The organism is Stenotrophomonas sp. Steno-C15 (genome assembly GCF_056393265.1).
The window spans coordinates 1-15718 of record NZ_JBWJPF010000043.1; the positions used below are offsets into that span (position 1 = coordinate 1).

Genomic DNA, 15718 nt, shown 5'->3' on the forward strand with positions numbered 1-15718 from the left:
CCTAGACACGGTTGCAGCGCCCGATCAGGTAGAATCCGCGCCTTGATCCTGAAGCAGCCAGACGGTAGCACCCATGGGTAGAGGCCCCTCCATCGAAGCCCGCAAGAACGCGTCCGACGCGAAGCGCGGCAAGATTTTCACCAAGATCATCCGCGAGATCGGCGTGGCCGCGCGCGGCGGTGGAGGCGACCCCAACAACAACCCGCGCCTGCGCGTGGCGATGGACAAGGGCCTGGCCGTGAACATGTCCAAGGACGTGATCGAACGTGCGATCAAGAAGGCCACCGGTGAGCTGGAAGGCGTCGACTACGAGGAAGTGCGCTACGAGGGCTATGCGCCCGGCGGTGTGGCGGTGATCGTCGATTGCCTGACCGACAACCGCGTGCGCACCGTGGCCGATGTCCGCCACGCGTTCAGCAAATGCGGCGGCAACATGGGGACCGAGGGTTCGGTGGCCTTCATGTTCAAGCGCCTGGGCGTGCTCAGCTTTGCCCCGGGTGCCGACGAGGAGGCGATCACCGAAGCGGCCATCGAGGCGGGCGCCGATGACATCGTCGTCTATCCGGACGATGGCTCGATCGACGTGGTCACCAGCCCTGACGCATTCAACGCGGTAAAGGAGGCGATGACTGCCGCAGGGCATCTCGCCGACCACGCCGAGATCACCTTCCGCGCCGACAACGACATCAAGGTCGAGGGCGAGGTCGCCCTGCAGGTCCGCAAGCTGCTGGACATGCTTGAAGACCTGGACGACGTGCAGGACGTGTATTCGAACGCCGAACTCGGCGCCGACGCCTACGCCTGAGCCGTCACCGACGGCCTGGGCGCGGGCCGTTGAACGGTCACCGCGGACAGTCATGAGCCCATACGCCTGCCAGCGCTTCCCGTTCCGCCCCGCCAGGAGCGCGGCATGACCCGCATCCTCGGCATCGACCCCGGTTCACAGCGGACCGGGGTGGGCATCATCGATGTCGATGCCGCAGGGCGCGTCATCCACGTCCATCACCAGCCCCTGGTGCTGCTGGGCGCCGACGATTTCCCGCAGCGGATGAAGCTGCTGGTGCTGGGTCTGGCCGACCTGTGCCGCGAGTACCAGCCGCAGGAAGTGGCGATCGAGCGCGTGTTCATGGCGCGCAACCCCGATTCGGCGCTGAAGCTGGGCCAGGCCCGCGGCGCAGCCATTTCGGCCGTGGTGCTGCGCGACCTGCCTGTGCACGAATACGCCGCCAGCGAGATCAAGCTGGCGGTGGTCGGCCGTGGTGGCGCGGAAAAGCAACAGGTTCAACACATGGTCGGGCTCATGCTCAACCTGAAAACCAAGCTGCAGGCCGACGCGGCCGACGCGTTGGCGGTAGCGATCACCCACGCCCACGTAAGGGCGACGGCCAACCGCCTGGGGCTCAGCGCCCGCCAGGCGTGGGGTCGCAAATGAGGAGCTGCACGCAATGATCGGTCGACTGCGCGGCATCGTCGCCTACAAGGCGCCGCCGTGGCTGGTGGTGGACGTGAATGGAGTGGGCTACGAACTGGAGGCGCCGATGAGCACCTTCTACGACCTGCCCGAGCTCGGACGCGAGGTCACGCTGTACACCCATTACGCGCAGAAGGAAGACAGCGTCTCGCTGTACGGCTTCCTGCGCGAAGGCGAGCGTCGGCTGTTCCGCGATGTGCAGAAGGTCAGCGGCATCGGCGCGAAGATCGCGCTGGCCGTGCTGTCCGCTGTCAGCGTCGAGGAATTCGCGCGCATGGTGCAGGCGGGCGATATCACCGCACTGACCCGCATCCCGGGCATCGGCAAGAAGACGGCCGAGCGCATGGTGCTGGAGCTGCGCGACCGTGCGGCCCAGTTCGGTGCCGGCGGGGCGCTGCCGACCGGCAGCGGTCCGGCCCCGGCCGACCCGCTGTCCGATGCCACCGTGGCGCTGCAGCAGCTGGGCTACAAGCCGGCTGAAGCGGCCCGCATGGCCCGTGATGCCTTCAACGAAGGCGACGAAGTGGCCACGGTCATCCGCAAGGCCCTGCAGTCGGCGCTGCGCTGAGCCGCGTCCTTTCCCTCCCCCCATCGCCTGAGCTTCGCCAGGAGTCCCATGTCCAGCAGTCAAACCCCGCACGCAGCCGCCCCTGGCGGACACGGTCACGCCCCCCCGGCCGGGGGACTGGCGCTGGTCATCGGTGCGATCGGTGTGGTCTTCGGTGACATCGGTACCAGCCCGCTGTACACCCTGAAGGAGGCGTTCTCGCCGCACTACGGGCTCAACAGCGACCACGACACCGTGCTCGGCGTGCTGTCGCTGGCGTTCTGGGCGCTGAACATCGTGGTCACCCTGAAGTACGTGACCATCATCATGCGCGCCGACAACGATGGCGAGGGCGGCATCATGGCGTTGATGGCGCTGACCCAGCGTACGCTGCGCAACGGCTCACGCTCGGCCTACGTGGTGGGCATCCTGGGCATCTTCGGTGCGTCGCTGTTCTTCGGTGATGGCGTGATCACCCCTGCGATCTCGGTGCTTGGTGCCGTCGAGGGCCTGGAGGTGGCCGCACCGGGCCTGCACGCGTTCATCGTGCCGATCACCGTGGTGGTCCTGCTGATGGTGTTCGCCGCGCAGCGTTTCGGCACAGAGAAGATCGGCAAGGCGTTCGGCCCGATCACCTCGGTGTGGTTCATTTCGCTGGCGGCGATCGGTATCTACAACATCATCGATTCGCCGGAAGTGCTGAAGGCGTTCAACCCGTGGTGGGCGATCCGCTTCTTCATGGAGCACAGCTGGCACGGCATCTTCATCCTTGGCGCCGTGGTGCTGGCGGTCACCGGTGGCGAGGCCCTGTATGCCGACATGGGCCACTTCGGTGCCAAGCCCATCCGCCATGCCTGGTACTTCTTCGTGCTGCCGTGCCTGGTGCTGAACTATCTGGGGCAGGGCGCGCTGGTGCTGAACCACCCCGAAGCGGTGAAGAATCCCTTCTTCGAAGCGGTCCCCGACTGGGCCCTGTATCCGATGATCATCCTGGCCACGATGGCGGCGGTGATCGCCTCGCAGTCGGTGATCACCGGCGCGTTCTCGGTCTCGCGCCAGGCCATGCAGCTCGGCTACATCCCGCGCATGCGCATCAAGCACACTTCGCACGACACCATCGGCCAGATCTACATCCCGGGCATCAACTGGGGCATCGCGGTGATGGTCATCGGCCTGGTGCTGGCGTTCCGCAGCTCGTCGAACCTGGCCGTGGCCTATGGCATCTCGGTCTCGGCCACCATGCTGATCGATACGCTGCTGCTGGCCCTGGTCGCGCGCTCGCTGTGGCCGAAGGCGCGCCATTGGATCCTGCCGCTGTGCGTGGTGTTCTTCATCATCGACGTCGGCTTCGTCATCGCCAATGGCGCCAAGCTGCTGCAGGGCGCCTGGTTCCCGGTCGTGCTGGGCATCTTCCTGTTCACCATGATGCGCACCTGGCGCCGTGGCCGCGAGCTGCTGCGCGACGAGATCCGCAAGGACGGCATCCGCATCGACACCTTCCTGCCGGGCCTGATGCTGGCGCCGCCGGTGCGCGTGCCGGGTACCGCGGTGTTCCTCACCGCTGACCCGACCGTGGCTCCGCATGCACTGATGCACAACCTCAAGCACAACAAGGTGCTGCACGAGCGCAACGTCTTCCTGCATGTGGAAACCCTGCCCATTCCCTATGCGATGGAGGGGCAACGGCTGAAGATCGAATCGGTGGGCGACGAGTTCTACCGGGTCTATGTCCGCTTCGGTTTCATGGAGACGCCGGACGTACCGTTGGCGTTGATGCGCTCCTGCGACCACGGCGGGATCTATTTCGATCCGATGGACACCACCTTCTTCGCCAGCCGCGAGACCATCGTCGCCACCGCCAACCGCGGCATGCCGATCTGGCGCGACAAGCTGTTCGCACTGATGCATCGCAATGCTGCGCCGGCCACGGGCTTCTTCCGGATTCCGGGCAACCGTCTGGTTGAGTTGGGCGCACAGGTGGAGATTTAATCTCCACCTGCGTTACGTCCCACGATTTGCTGCGCAAACCGTGGGCCCCGCGCGCATTCCACCTTATCCCCCCGCCTATCGGCGCGCCCCCTTGAACAACAAGGGGGCTCCTCTTGCGGAGATGCTGCGTGCCTGAAACTGAGCCCACTCTCCTGCTCTGTTCCATCCACGCATGGCGTGGATCTTCCGTGTCGACCAAGGTCGACACCTACCATCAGATCGCGGCCAACTGTCGAAGGCGGGGTGGGTCCGGTTGCGGGGGCGTGAGCCGCATGGATGCGGCGACCGAGCTTACATGGACGTACTTGCAGCGTCCCCCGCAACCGGACCCACCCCGCCATTCCCCAGGAAGCCCGCTTCGGCTGTTGCTGTTGAGGTTGCCGGCCAGCGGCCGGCACTACCGCGGGTGCCGGGCGCAGCCCGGCCGGAACCCGCGCTTTTGCCGCATAATCAGCACATGACCGACGACCGCATCATCGGCGCCGGCGCCACCCGCGAGGATGACGCCGCCGACGCCAGCATCCGCCCCAAGCGACTGGCCGATTACCTGGGCCAGGCGCCGGTGCGCGAGCAGCTGGAGATCTACATCGAAGCGGCCAAGGCCCGCGGCGACGCGCTCGACCATGTGCTGATCTTCGGTCCGCCGGGGCTGGGCAAGACCACGCTCAGCCACGTCATCGCCAACGAACTGGGGGTGGCGCTGCGGGTGACATCCGGTCCGGTGATCGAAAAGGCCGGTGATCTGGCCGCCCTGTTGACCAACCTGCAGCCACACGACGTACTGTTCGTGGACGAGATCCACCGCCTGTCGCCGGTGGTCGAGGAAGTGCTGTACCCGGCGATGGAGGATTTCCAGATCGACATCATGATCGGCGAGGGCCCTGCGGCCCGCTCGATCAAGATCGACCTGCCACCGTTCACGCTGATCGGGGCCACCACCCGCGCCGGCCTGCTGACCGCGCCGCTGCGCGACCGCTTCGGCATCGTCCAGCGGCTGGAGTTCTACAGTGTCGAGGAGTTGACCCGGATCGTACGCCGCTCGGCCACCATCCTGGGCATCGACTGCACCGCCGACGGCGCAGGGGAGATCGCGCGCCGTGCGCGTGGCACCCCGCGCATCGCCAACCGCCTGCTGCGGCGGGTGCGCGACTACGCCCAGGTGAAGGCGGGTGGCCATATCGACGTGGCGGTCGCCCAGGCGGCCATGCAGATGCTCAAGGTCGACCCGGAGGGTTTCGACGAGCTCGACCGGCGCCTGCTCAGGACCCTGGTGGACTACTTCGACGGCGGCCCGGTCGGCATCGAATCGCTGGCCGCCGCGCTGTCCGAAGAGCGCGGCACGCTGGAAGACGTGGTCGAACCCTACCTGATCCAGCAGGGCTTCCTGGTGCGCACCGCGCGCGGCCGCATGGCCACCCACAAGGCGTACCGGCACATGGGGCTGAAGCCGAAGAACCCGCCGCAGGACCTGTTCGCGGAGGTTCCCGATGTCGGTTGAGCCACTATTCAGTTGGCCGACACGCATTTACTGGGAAGATACGGACGCAGGCGGGGTGGTCTACCACGCCCGCTACGTGGCCTTCATGGAACGGGCCCGGACCGAATGGATGCGCGCGCTGGGCTATGGCCAGGAGCGCATGCGCAGCGAGCACGGCATGGTCTTCGCGGTACGTGCCATGCAGATGGACTTCATCCGGCCGGCGCGGCTGGATGACCTCCTGCAGGTGAGTGCCACGCTGGTCCAGCTGAAGAAGGCCAGCATGGTCTTCGATCAGCGGATCGAGCGCGACGGCGAACTGCTGCTGTCGGCGCAGGTCCGCATCGCCGCACTGGACGCGGCCAGTTTCCGCCCGCGTGGCATGGACGACGCCGTCCTTGCCGTGCTGCAACCCTACCTCCACCCCGAATCCGAACACTGAGGAACAACGGATGATCGCAACGCTCCTGGCCCTGCAGGCCACGGTCACCGAGGCACTGCCGGCTGACGTCAGCAACGCCGCGACCCAGACCCTTGCCCAGGCCACCACCGGCGGCGGCATCAACTACCTCGAACTGATGGCCAAGGCCAGCCTGCCGGTGAAGATCATCGTGCTGCTGCTGCTGGTCGGCTCGTTCGTCAGCTGGGTGATCATTTTCCGCAAGGCCCGCGTGTTCAAGCAGGCCACCCGCGAGGCGGACGAGTTCGAGAACCGCTTCTGGTCCGGCGCCGACCTGGGCAAGCTGTACAGCTCGGCCACCGACCGCAGCCGCAACGTGGGCGGCCTGGAGGCAATCTTCGAGGCGGGCTTCCGCGAGTTCACCCGCCTGCGCGACAAGCGCCGGCTGGATGGCCGTGCGCAGCTGGAAGGCGCGCAACGTGCGATGCGCACCACCTACACCCGCGAAGTCGACCAGCTCGAGCGCAATCTGGAACTGCTGGCCAACATCGGCTCGACCGCGCCTTACGTGGGCCTGGTCGGCACCGTGTTCGGCATCATGGTGACCATGCACGACATGATCAGCAGCGGCGCCCAGGCCGGCATCGCCTCGGTCGCCCCGGGCATCTCCGAAGCGCTGTTCGCCACCGCCATCGGCCTGTTCGTGGCGATCCCGGCGGTGTGGGCCTACAACCGCTTCACCACCCGTGTGGAGCGCATGTCGGTCCGTTTCGAGACCTTCGCCGACGAGTTCAGCTCCATCCTGCAGCGCCAGAGCGCTGGCGACGAGTAAGCGCCTGACCCGGGAGTCCAAGCCATGTCCGCTGCCATCGGTCGCCGCAAGCGCCGCAAGCTGAAATCGGAAATCAACGTCGTTCCCTATATCGACGTCATGCTGGTGCTGCTGATCATCTTCATGGTCACCGCGCCGCTGCTCACCCTGAGTTTTGACGTGGACCTGCCGAACTCCAATGCCAAGGCGCTGGAGAGCAAGCAGGATCCGGTGATCGTTTCGGTGCGCCAGGACGGCCAGCTGAGCCTGAAGCTGCCCGACGCCAAGGAGCCCACGGCCGTGTCTGCCGAGGAGCTGGAAGGGCGCCTGGCCGGCATCGCCGCACAGGACAAGGGCCTGCGCGTGATCGTCGCCGCCGACCGTGCCGTGGCCTATGAGAAGGTCATCGCGGCGATGGACGTGATCAAGCGCGCGAAAGTGGACAAGGTAGGCCTGGCCACCGATGCACGCTGAGACCCTGCCGCCGCCGCGACAGCAGGAACCGGGTTGGGGCCTGCCCCTGGCGCTGGCCGTGCTGGTGCACCTGCTGGTCGCGCTGGTGTTCATCCTGGCGTGGCTGTGGTCGCCCACGCGCAATACCGATGCCGCTGCCGGTGATCCCTCGGTCGAGGCCAGCCTGGCGCTGTCCGCGTCGGAGGCGGCCGCTGCGCGCCAGGCCCTGCGCCAGTCGGAGAAGCTGGAAGATCTGCCGCCGCCGGTTGCCGAGCCGATTCCGGTGCCCGAGGACACCATTCCACCGCCGCAGCCGATTCCCGAGCCACGTCCGCAGGATGCTCCCACGCCGCAGCAGCAACAGGCGCAGGAGCGTGTCGCCCAGCCCGATACGCAGGACCAGGAGGCGGTGAGCGCACTGGCCATCTCGCAGGAGAAGGCCCGGCAGGAACAGGAAGCCAAGCGCCGCCAGGAGCAGATCGACCTGACCGAGCGCAAGCGCCAGGAAGAAGCCGAGCAGAAGCTGCGCCTGGCCAAGCAGCAGGAAGAAGACGCCAAGAAGAAGCGTGCCGAGCAGGAGCGGCAGGCCGCCGACCAGGCCGAGGCCGAACGGCAGAAGAAGATCGCCGAGATCCGTGCCAGGCGCGAACAGGCGGAGAAGGAAGCCAAGCTGGCCGAGCAGAAGCTGCGCCAGGTCGCCGCCGCACGCAACGCCGCCGGCAGCGCGCCGGCCGGCAACACCGGTGCGGCACAGCCGGCCGCTGGGGGCGGTGGCAACAGCGATGATCTGTCGGCGAAGTACGCTGCCGCGATCCAGGCCAAGGTTCGCAGCGCCTGGACGCGTCCAGACAGTGTGCCGCTGGGCCAGCGCTGCCAGATCACCATCACCCAGATTCCGGGGGGGCAGGTGCTTCAGGCCAAGGTGGGCGCCAACTGCCCCTATGACGAAGCCGGCAGGCGTTCGATCGAGGCCGCAGTGCTCAATGCGCAGCCGTTGCCCTATCGCGGATTCGAATCGGTGTTTGCGCGCACGCTCAACCTGACCTTCACCGCGCAGGATTGATCGGCCGCGCGGGCCGGCCTGCGGGTCGCCCCGTCGCGCGGCAGCCGACCGATACGTTAATGGGGCGTGAGAGGACGGGCTGGAACTGACCCGGAATTCACGTACCCTTGGTTCATGATTGCGAAGCGGTTCACCGCCGCTTTGCTATCCCTCGTTCCGGTTTCCCCCTATTGAGCGCTCCATGAAGAAGATGCCTCGTTGGCTTGCCGTGTTTGCGGCCCTGTTGCTGCCCTTCGCTGCCGTCGCGCAGCAGAGGGGACTGGATATCGACATCATCGGCGGCAACGCGTCCGCGCTGCCGATCACCATCGTGCCGATGCCCTACCAGGGCTCGTCGGCCGCACCGCAGACCGATGTCGCCGGTGTGGTCCGCGCCGACCTGGAACGTTCGGGCCAGTTCCGCACCCTGCCCGAAGCGCAGATCGTGGAAAAGCCCGTCCGTGGCGGCGAGATCCAGTTCGCCACCTGGCGCGCGCTGAAGCAGAACTACATCGTGGTCGGCCGCGTGCTGGACGCCGGTGCCGGTGCCTACCGTGTCGAATACGAACTGTTCGACGTGCCGAAGGGCGAGCGCCTGCTCGGCCTGGCGATGACCGCCCGCGGCAATGCCATGCGCGACGTCGCCCACCAGATGGCCGATGCCATCTACGAGAAGATCACTGGTGTCCGGGGTGCCTTCTGGACGCGCATCGCCTACGTGACCGCCAGCGGCAAGGGCGACGCCATGCGCTATGCGCTGATGGTGGCCGACTCCGATGGCTACAACCCGCAGACCATCGTGCGTTCGGCCGAGCCGCTGCTGTCGCCGTCGTGGAGTCCGGATGGTGGCAAGCTGGCCTATGTCAGTTTCGAGCGCGGCAACTCGGCCATCTACATCCAGAACATCGCCACCGGTGCCCGTGAGCTGGTCACCAGCTTCCGCGGCATCAACAGCGCGCCTGCGTTCTCGCCGGACGGCCGCAAGCTGGCCCTGACCCTGTCGCGCTCCGGCAACCCGGAAATCTACGTGATGGACCTGGGCAGCAAGCAGCTGACCCAGCTGACCAACCACTTCGCCATCGATACCGAGCCGACCTGGGCACCGGACGGCAGCGCGGTGTACTTCACCTCCGACCGCGGCGGCCGTCCGCAGGTCTACAAAGTCGGTGCCGGCGGCGGCAGCGCCGAGCGCGTGACCTTCCAGGGCAACTACAACGCCAAGCCTTCGGTGTCCTATGACGGCAAGAAGATCGCCGTGGCCCAGGGCTCGGGCAACAGCTACAAGATCGCGATGATGGACAGCTCGCTGGGCTCGCCGCGCTGGAGCACCCTGTCCCCGGGTTCGCTGGATGAATCGCCGAGCTTTGCGCCCAACGCAAGCATGGTGCTGTACGCCGCCCGCGAAGGTGGCCGTGGTGTGTTGTATGCCGTTTCGGCCGATGCGCGGGTTCGCCAGCGCCTGGTTCTGGCCGATGGTGATGTGCGCGAGCCGGCATGGTCCCCATACCGTACCCAGCGCTAAAAGAGTGTTAATATTTTCGCTGTCTTGAACCCCTCATCGGCCTAGGAGCCACAAAGGTATCGCCATGAACAAGTCCACCCGTGTTCTGCTTGTTTCCCTGCTGTCTGTGGCCGTCCTGGCCGGTTGCTCGAAGAAGGTGAAGGAAGAGCCGGCAGCCCCGGTCGACACCGGCACCTCGACCACCACCCCGACCGGTCCGTCGACCTCCGGCCTGTACGGCCCGGGCGACCTGGATACCGATGCCTGCCTGCGCCAGCGCGTTGTCTACTTCGACCTGGACAAGGAAGACGTGAAGCCGGAATTCCAGGCCATCATGGCTTGCCACGCCAAGTACCTGCGTGACCGCCCGTCCTCGCGCATCACCCTGCAGGGCCACACCGACGAGCGTGGTTCGCGCGCGTACAACCAGGCCCTGGGCGAGCGTCGTGGCAACGGCGTCAGCTCGGCGCTGCAGGCCAACGGTGGCTCGGCTTCGCAGCTGACCGTCGTGTCCTACGGTGAAGAGCGTCCGGTCTGCACCGAGTCGAACGAGTCCTGCTGGTCGCAGAACCGTCGTGTCGAAATCGTCTACACCGCGCAGTAATCCATGCGCATTGGCATCAAACTGATGCTGGTCGTTGCGGCAGCCCTCGTGGCTGCCGCACCGGCGCATGCACAGCGACAGAGTCTGGCCGATCGTGTCGGCGCGCTCGAGCAGCAGATGTACAACAACAGTGCCAACCAGGACCTGTTGAACCAGATCAACCAGCTGCGGCAGCAGGTGACCAGCCTGCAGGCCTCGATCGAGCAGTTGCAGCACGACAACGCCCAGCTCAAGCAGTCCGCCCAGGATCAGTACCTGGACCTGGACAGCCGCCTGAACCGGTTGGAAGGGGGCAATGCCCCGGTCCTGCCCCCCGTTCCGGCGAACGCGCCGCAGGCCGCACCGGCCCCGGCCAAACCGGCAGCGGCGGCCACTTCCGAGCGGCCGCCGTCCATCCATGGCGATCCCGGCAGTCTGGCCGCCACGGGTGATGAGCGCACCGCCTACAACGTCGCCTTCGATTCGCTCAAGGCCGGCAAGTACGATGATTCGGCGCAGCTGTTCCTGAGCTTCCTGCAGTTGTATCCGAACGGCGTGTACGCGCCGAATGCGCTGTACTGGCTGGGCGAGAGCTACTACGCCACCCGCAATTTCCCGATGGCCGAGACCCAGTTCCGCGAGCTGCTCTCACGCTATCCGACCCATGACAAGGCCGCGGGCGGCCTGCTCAAGGTCGGCCTCTCGCAGTATGGCGAGGGCAAGGTCGATCAGGCCCAGCAGACGCTGGAGACCGTCGTGGCGCAGTACCCCGGTTCGGACGCCGCGCGCACCGCGCAGGACCGCCTGCAGTCGATCCGCCTGGGCCAGCAGATCCGCTGACCGGGCGTACAATACGTGTCCCGTAGCGCCGAGCTCATGCTCGGCTGCTTTCGTTTCCGGATCGGCCGACCCGCCCGGATCCGGTAGCGCCGGGCCATGCCCGTCCGGTTGCTGTTGTAGAGCCGAGCCATGCTCGGCTGCTTTCGTTACCGGCCACGGTAGCCCATCCGCCACGTGTCCCACAAAGAAGTTCCCGCCATGACCGCCGTTATCCCGTCCAACGCCGTCGCCACCCCCAGCGACATCGTGCAGTCGCCCCTGCCGCGCCTGAAGATCACCGAGATCTTCACCTCGCTGCAGGGCGAAGCCGATACCGCCGGCTGGCCGACCGTGTTCGTGCGCCTGACCGGCTGCCCGCTGCGCTGCCAGTATTGCGACACCGCCTACGCCTTCCACGGCGGCACCTGGTGGGATATCGACGACATCGTGGCCGAAGTGCTGGCCCAGGGCGTGCGTCACGTCTGCGTGACCGGCGGCGAGCCGTTGGCGCAGAAGCGCTGCCTGGTGCTGCTGCAGAAGCTGTGTGACACCGGCCTGGACGTCTCGCTGGAAACGTCCGGTGCGCTGGACGTCAGCGCGGTGGACCCGCGCGTATCACGCGTGGTCGACATCAAGACCCCGGGTTCGGCCGAGGTGGCGCGCAACCGCTGGGAGAACCTGCCGCTGCTGACCGCACGCGACCAGATCAAGTTCGTCATCTGCAGCCGCGAGGACTACGACTGGGCCAAGGCCCTGCTGGCCGAGCACGAGCTGGTGAAGCGTTGCACGGTGTTCTTCTCGCCCAGCAAGGGGGAGATCACCGCGCGCCAGCTGGCCGACTGGATTGTTGAAGACCGGCTTCCGGTACGCTTCCAGATGCAGCTGCACAAGATTCTGTGGAACGATGAGCCGGGCCGCTGAGGCCACCCTTGTTTCCTGATGCAACTCCGGCGCGGGACAGCGTGCTGGCTTTCCTCCCCCAACCGGAAGATTTTCCATGAAGAAGGCAGTCGTGCTTCTCTCCGGCGGCATGGATTCAGCCGCCGTCATCGCCATGGCCCAGGAACAGGGCTTTGCCGTGCATGCCCTGAGCGTACGCTATGGCCAGCGCCACACCTCCGAACTGGACGCGGCCGCGCGCGTGGCCAAGGCCCAGGGCGTGGTCGCGCACAAGACCGTGGATGTGGACCTGCGCAGCATCGGCGGCTCGGCACTGACCGATGACATCGACGTGCCCGAGGCCGGCGGTGCCGGCATTCCGGTCACCTATGTGCCCGCACGCAACACCATCATGCTGTCGCTGGCCCTGGGCTGGGCCGAAGTGCTGGGCGCCAACGACATCTTCTGTGGCGTCAATGCCGTGGATTACTCCGGCTACCCGGACTGCCGCCCCGAATTCATCGCCGCCTTCCAGACCCTGGCCAACCTGGCGACGAAGTCCGGCGTGGAAGGCGCGGGCATCAAGGTGCACGCGCCGCTGCAGTTCCTGAGCAAGGGCCAGATCGTCAGCGAGGGCGTGCGCCTGGGCGTGGACTTCGGCCTGACCGTGTCCTGCTACAACGCCGATGCCAACGGTGCCGCGTGCGGCCACTGCGATGCCTGCCGCCTGCGTGCACAGGGCTTCGCCGACGCCGGCGTGGCCGACCCGACGCTGTACGCCTGAGGTGATGGGGGCTGATGCCCCAATGGTGGGTGCCAACCTTGGTTGGCACTGAGCGCCGGGCATGGCCCGGCGCTACCGCTGCTGCAACCAACCCGAAGCTTCGATGAAGGCCCGCACCCCCTTGGGATCGGCGTAGTCCAGCTCGATCATCCGCGCGATCCCCGCCTTCTCATCGGCCTGCCGGCGCATGTACTCCTGCGCGATGCGATAGCCGGCGTAGTAGCCCACGTCGCTCACGCCGAACGGATTGCGGGCACTGTTGTACAGCCAGTTGTCCAGGTCATCGCCGTCCATCTCGGCGATGAACCGGGTACGTATCTCCGCCTCGTGCAGCGGGCCGTAGTCATAGAGCGGCAGGGCAGGGCGCCTGCCGCTGATGCGCTCGGCGATGTACTCGGCCACACCCTCGCGTACCGCGTACTGCGCCAGATTGCCGGTGGTCTCGCGTTGCTGGGTGTGCACATACTCATGCAGGTTGTTCTGCGCGTTGTTCGCGCCGGGGCGGCTGTCATAGAAGATGCGCAGGCGGCTGCGCATCGGCTCCGGCAGTTCGCTGACATCCACGCGCGCGTCGCCCAGTGCCATCTCCGCACCGATCAGCACCTGGTCGCCCAGCGTGGTGCCGCCGGTACGCAGCACGCCCACCGCATAGGTGATCGTGGCCCGGCGCAGGGAGGGGTAGAGCGTGCGGAAGGCCATGAGATCCTGTTCCAGCGTCGCGCTGGCACTGCGGGCGTTGGTTGTCAGTGGCCTTACCGAGTTCCAGAACCGCGGCCACGCGCGCATGGCATCGGCATACTCGCGCGCGGTGTAATTGCGGACCTGCATCAGCGCATGCAGGCCGGGACTGCCCGGGTCGACGTAGTGCTGCTGCACGAGCGCCACCCGGCGCTCGGCATCGGGTTCGGCGCGCACCGCATCGTAGGTGGCCCAGAAGCGGGCGATGTCGTCGCTACGCACCGGGGACGCCGCTGCCAGCGCGGCGCCGGGCAACAGCAGTGCGGCGATCAGGGGCAGGCAGCGGCGCATCCAGGCTCTCCAGTGGGGATCAGGGATGGGATGCGCGGTGCGGGCGGAAGGTTTAAGCCGGTTCACGCCGGCAGCCCGGGCGCTTGATTGCCAGGGCTGCGGGTATGGGGTTTCGCGTCGCGTGGCAAAGTGGGGTAGAATGCCCACCCCCGCCACGCGGCTGGGGCAGTGCACCGGGCCGTTAGCTCAGTCGGTAGAGCAGAAGACTTTTAATCTTTTGGTCGTAGGTTCGAATCCTACACGGCCCACCATTGCAACATAAGGGTTTCGGAGCGATCCGAAGCCCTTTTGTTTTTCCGCAATCGCCGATCTTTTCCGCAAAATCACTTCGTCGGCGTGACGCGATCGCCCTTGCGCTTTCGCGTGTAGGTCTCGGTCATGACCACGGACGAGTGGCCCAGCTGTCGCTGCGCCTGGCGAATGTCCGCCGCCGCGTCTGCCTTGTCAGTGCCGGCTTTGGCGCGCAGGTCCCGGAACTGGAATGCCGATTTGGCAATGCCTGCACGTGCGCGCGCTGCATCGAATCTGCTTCGCAGCTGGCCCTTGCTCAGTGGCTGTCCGTACTCGACGCGCCGCAGCTACCGCGCCGAGGTCGCCTCCTTCACTGAGCAAACCGTCAGCCATTCATCAGGAACGTTCAACAAACAGACGATTACCCAGAGCCTGTCTGTGGTCTCTGTCGAGCAGTAGTGAACCAATTTTCCGGCGTGAAACGCTGGCGTAACCCCGCTGGCCCGTGAGGGTCACCAACAGGAAGAGGAACTTGCAATGCTCAATCTCAAAATGCGCCTGGCCAACAAGCTCGAGTCCGTCGCGCTGCCGAACAAGCTGCAGCTGACCTTCGATGACCCGAGCGTCACATCGGGGCCGCAGATTGTTCTGACCGTGGACTATGAGGATGGTGCCACAATGCGCACCGGGCGGTACTACCGCATCAATGCTGCAGAAGAGGTGCCCGCGACGGAATCTGCGTGACGACTTGCTGGGATGTGGCACTGCTGCCCTGAAAACCTGGTGAAGCGCCGAAAGAACACATGCGGCCTTCGGCAGACCCGGGCCAATTGCAGCGGGCTGCGGCAATGCTGGTAGACGCAAGCGCATGTAGCCATCCTTCTGGATGGGCGTCGGCCGCGGCCAGACCGCGCCAACATTCAGTTTTACCCGGCCATTGTCGCCTGAGGCAGCGTGTAAGTGAACCCTTTCGTCAAAAAAGGCACCCCCCCGTAGGGTTATTGGAGGGGGTGAAACCTGCCACCATCCAATGTATCCGTGTGGCGGGTACTCGTCATAGCTTGCTATGGAAAAGACGGCCATGGCAGCTACTGTGGAGAAAGGTATGACCGTTGAGAGGGGTCGTTCCAGCGAGAACGGCTTGCGCCAAGGAGAGTGGGAGGCCGTCGGCGTTGATCACATCGGATGTCGCAGAACTTGTCCTATTTGTGAATGACAACTCTCACTAACCTCGAGACTTCTCATTCGCCCATCTCTTCCTTCTCATATTTCCGAAGGACGAGGATAACTACGATAAGGCTTACGCACTTCCCTATAAGGAAGCCAACAATCATGCCGTCGATGAAGTTCATATTTTCACAAAGGATTGATCGCATGCCATCAGTCCTTGATTGCGTAGTTCCAGCGGCGGGATGGACCTGAGCGAGGGCGGCCCTGTCCCGCGATAGCTGCATTACTCGCATGCGCCGTGATACAGCTCGGATGGGATAACGGGGGCGGCCCATTGGCCGCCCCCTCACAGACTTGGTCCGGCGGCTGATCAGAAGCGCACAGACCAGCGGGCCGTAGCGCCATGGTCACGGCTCTCGCTGCCGAACTGGCCGCTGTAGCCCAGCTCCAGCGACTGCCGCGGGGTCAGCCACGCGGACAGCCCCAGCTCGGCCACGACAGCGCTGTCGGCGATCGGCGCTCCGCTGACGGC

Annotated in this window: 16 protein-coding genes, 1 tRNA gene and 1 pseudogene; 16 read left to right on the forward strand and 2 right to left on the reverse strand. The window is 65.9% G+C overall.

The window, feature by feature from the left end; genetic code table 11:
• Positions 1-73: 73 nt before the first annotated feature.
• The 14 genes from AC06FB_RS18530 to queC all read left to right on the forward strand — a co-directional run bounded on the left by AC06FB_RS18530 (position 74) and on the right by queC (position 12756).
• Positions 74-805 (forward strand): YebC/PmpR family DNA-binding transcriptional regulator, encoded by a 732-nt coding sequence (locus AC06FB_RS18530; RefSeq protein WP_053519361.1) that lies wholly within the window; start codon positions 74-76, stop codon positions 803-805.
• 105 nt (positions 806-910) lie between these two features.
• On the forward strand, positions 911-1432 hold the full coding sequence (gene ruvC, locus AC06FB_RS18535; RefSeq protein ID WP_053519359.1) for a crossover junction endodeoxyribonuclease RuvC: 522 nt from the start codon (positions 911-913) through the stop codon (positions 1430-1432).
• A gap of 13 nt (positions 1433-1445) precedes the next feature.
• Entirely contained in the window at positions 1446-2039 is a 594-nt protein-coding gene (ruvA, locus tag AC06FB_RS18540) for a Holliday junction branch migration protein RuvA (protein WP_053519357.1), read from the forward strand.
• A gap of 48 nt (positions 2040-2087) precedes the next feature.
• A complete protein-coding gene (locus tag AC06FB_RS18545; RefSeq protein ID WP_053519356.1) occupies positions 2088-4007 on the forward strand; it encodes a potassium transporter Kup in 1920 nt (639 codons plus the stop codon).
• Positions 4008-4464: 457 nt separating this feature from the next.
• Complete coding sequence (gene ruvB, locus AC06FB_RS18550) at positions 4465-5505, forward strand: Holliday junction branch migration DNA helicase RuvB (protein WP_065174760.1); 1041 nt, start codon at positions 4465-4467, stop codon at positions 5503-5505.
• The gene (gene ybgC / locus AC06FB_RS18555) at positions 5495-5926 is read left to right on the forward strand and encodes a tol-pal system-associated acyl-CoA thioesterase (RefSeq protein ID WP_053520250.1); all 432 of its coding nucleotides are present in this window, start codon (positions 5495-5497) and stop codon (positions 5924-5926) included. Before ruvB ends, ybgC begins: the two co-directional genes overlap by 11 nt.
• A gap of 10 nt (positions 5927-5936) precedes the next feature.
• Complete coding sequence (gene tolQ / locus AC06FB_RS18560) at positions 5937-6716, forward strand: protein TolQ (protein WP_053520249.1); 780 nt, start codon at positions 5937-5939, stop codon at positions 6714-6716.
• A gap of 24 nt (positions 6717-6740) precedes the next feature.
• Positions 6741-7169: a protein TolR gene (gene tolR / locus AC06FB_RS18565; protein WP_053520248.1), complete on the forward strand. Its 429-nt coding sequence runs from the start codon at positions 6741-6743 to the stop codon at positions 7167-7169.
• Positions 7159-8211 carry a cell envelope integrity protein TolA gene (gene tolA / locus AC06FB_RS18570; RefSeq protein ID WP_053520247.1) on the forward strand — a complete coding sequence of 351 codons (1053 nt, stop codon included), beginning with the start codon at positions 7159-7161 and terminating at the stop codon, positions 8209-8211. Before tolR ends, tolA begins: the two co-directional genes overlap by 11 nt.
• 181 nt (positions 8212-8392) lie before the next feature.
• Positions 8393-9712, forward strand: coding sequence for a Tol-Pal system beta propeller repeat protein TolB (gene tolB / locus AC06FB_RS18575; protein ID WP_053520246.1), 1320 nt, complete (start codon positions 8393-8395; stop codon positions 9710-9712).
• Positions 9713-9776: 64 nt separating this feature from the next.
• Complete coding sequence (pal, locus tag AC06FB_RS18580) at positions 9777-10295, forward strand: peptidoglycan-associated lipoprotein Pal (protein WP_005418510.1); 519 nt, start codon at positions 9777-9779, stop codon at positions 10293-10295.
• A gap of 3 nt (positions 10296-10298) precedes the next feature.
• Complete coding sequence (gene ybgF / locus AC06FB_RS18585; RefSeq protein WP_053520245.1) at positions 10299-11114, forward strand: tol-pal system protein YbgF; 816 nt, start codon at positions 10299-10301, stop codon at positions 11112-11114.
• Between the two features lie 198 nt (positions 11115-11312).
• Positions 11313-12014, forward strand: a complete 702-nt coding sequence (gene queE, locus AC06FB_RS18590; protein WP_478053971.1) for a 7-carboxy-7-deazaguanine synthase QueE — start codon at positions 11313-11315, stop codon at positions 12012-12014.
• A gap of 76 nt (positions 12015-12090) precedes the next feature.
• Positions 12091-12756, forward strand: a complete 666-nt coding sequence (queC, locus tag AC06FB_RS18595) for a 7-cyano-7-deazaguanine synthase QueC (protein ID WP_053520243.1) — start codon at positions 12091-12093, stop codon at positions 12754-12756.
• A gap of 72 nt (positions 12757-12828) precedes the next feature.
• Here the strand turns inward: queC and AC06FB_RS18600 are convergent, their stop codons facing one another.
• Complete coding sequence (locus AC06FB_RS18600) at positions 12829-13785, reverse strand: DUF2268 domain-containing putative Zn-dependent protease (RefSeq protein ID WP_478053972.1); 957 nt, start codon at positions 13783-13785, stop codon at positions 12829-12831.
• Positions 13786-13960: 175 nt separating this feature from the next.
• On the opposite strand from AC06FB_RS18600, the gene AC06FB_RS18605 reads away from it, so the two are divergent.
• A tRNA-Lys gene (locus AC06FB_RS18605) sits at positions 13961-14036 on the forward strand.
• Between the two features lie 72 nt (positions 14037-14108).
• Here AC06FB_RS18605 and AC06FB_RS18610 read toward each other — a convergent pair.
• A pseudogene (locus AC06FB_RS18610) lies at positions 14109-14339 on the reverse strand (tyrosine-type recombinase/integrase); the annotation flags it as partial.
• Positions 14340-14553: 214 nt separating this feature from the next.
• Between AC06FB_RS18610 and AC06FB_RS18615 the strand changes: the two are divergent.
• Positions 14554-14760: a hypothetical protein gene (locus tag AC06FB_RS18615; RefSeq protein ID WP_111186383.1), complete on the forward strand. Its 207-nt coding sequence runs from the start codon at positions 14554-14556 to the stop codon at positions 14758-14760.
• Positions 14761-15718 lie beyond the last annotated feature (958 nt).

What these genes read in the sequence shown, in the direction of transcription:
- ybgC (WP_053520250.1), top strand. Translation starts at nt 5,495, where the DNA reads ATGTCGGTTGAGCCACTATTCAGTTGGCCGACACGCATTTACTGGGAA.
- AC06FB_RS18530 (WP_053519361.1), top strand. Translation starts at nt 74, where the DNA reads ATGGGTAGAGGCCCCTCCATCGAAGCCCGCAAGAACGCGTCCGACGCG.
- AC06FB_RS18615 (WP_111186383.1), top strand. Translation starts at nt 14,554, where the DNA reads ATGCTCAATCTCAAAATGCGCCTGGCCAACAAGCTCGAGTCCGTCGCG.
- tolR (WP_053520248.1), top strand. Translation starts at nt 6,741, where the DNA reads ATGTCCGCTGCCATCGGTCGCCGCAAGCGCCGCAAGCTGAAATCGGAA.
- queC (WP_053520243.1), top strand. Translation starts at nt 12,091, where the DNA reads ATGAAGAAGGCAGTCGTGCTTCTCTCCGGCGGCATGGATTCAGCCGCC.
- tolQ (WP_053520249.1), top strand. Translation starts at nt 5,937, where the DNA reads ATGATCGCAACGCTCCTGGCCCTGCAGGCCACGGTCACCGAGGCACTG.
- AC06FB_RS18545 (WP_053519356.1), top strand. Translation starts at nt 2,088, where the DNA reads ATGTCCAGCAGTCAAACCCCGCACGCAGCCGCCCCTGGCGGACACGGT.
- tolB (WP_053520246.1), top strand. Translation starts at nt 8,393, where the DNA reads ATGAAGAAGATGCCTCGTTGGCTTGCCGTGTTTGCGGCCCTGTTGCTG.
- tolA (WP_053520247.1), top strand. Translation starts at nt 7,159, where the DNA reads ATGCACGCTGAGACCCTGCCGCCGCCGCGACAGCAGGAACCGGGTTGG.
- ybgF (WP_053520245.1), top strand. Translation starts at nt 10,299, where the DNA reads ATGCGCATTGGCATCAAACTGATGCTGGTCGTTGCGGCAGCCCTCGTG.
- AC06FB_RS18600 (WP_478053972.1), bottom strand. Translation starts at nt 13,785, where the DNA reads ATGCGCCGCTGCCTGCCCCTGATCGCCGCACTGCTGTTGCCCGGCGCC.
- pal (WP_005418510.1), top strand. Translation starts at nt 9,777, where the DNA reads ATGAACAAGTCCACCCGTGTTCTGCTTGTTTCCCTGCTGTCTGTGGCC.
- ruvA (WP_053519357.1), top strand. Translation starts at nt 1,446, where the DNA reads ATGATCGGTCGACTGCGCGGCATCGTCGCCTACAAGGCGCCGCCGTGG.
- ruvC (WP_053519359.1), top strand. Translation starts at nt 911, where the DNA reads ATGACCCGCATCCTCGGCATCGACCCCGGTTCACAGCGGACCGGGGTG.
- ruvB (WP_065174760.1), top strand. Translation starts at nt 4,465, where the DNA reads ATGACCGACGACCGCATCATCGGCGCCGGCGCCACCCGCGAGGATGAC.
- queE (WP_478053971.1), top strand. Translation starts at nt 11,313, where the DNA reads ATGACCGCCGTTATCCCGTCCAACGCCGTCGCCACCCCCAGCGACATC.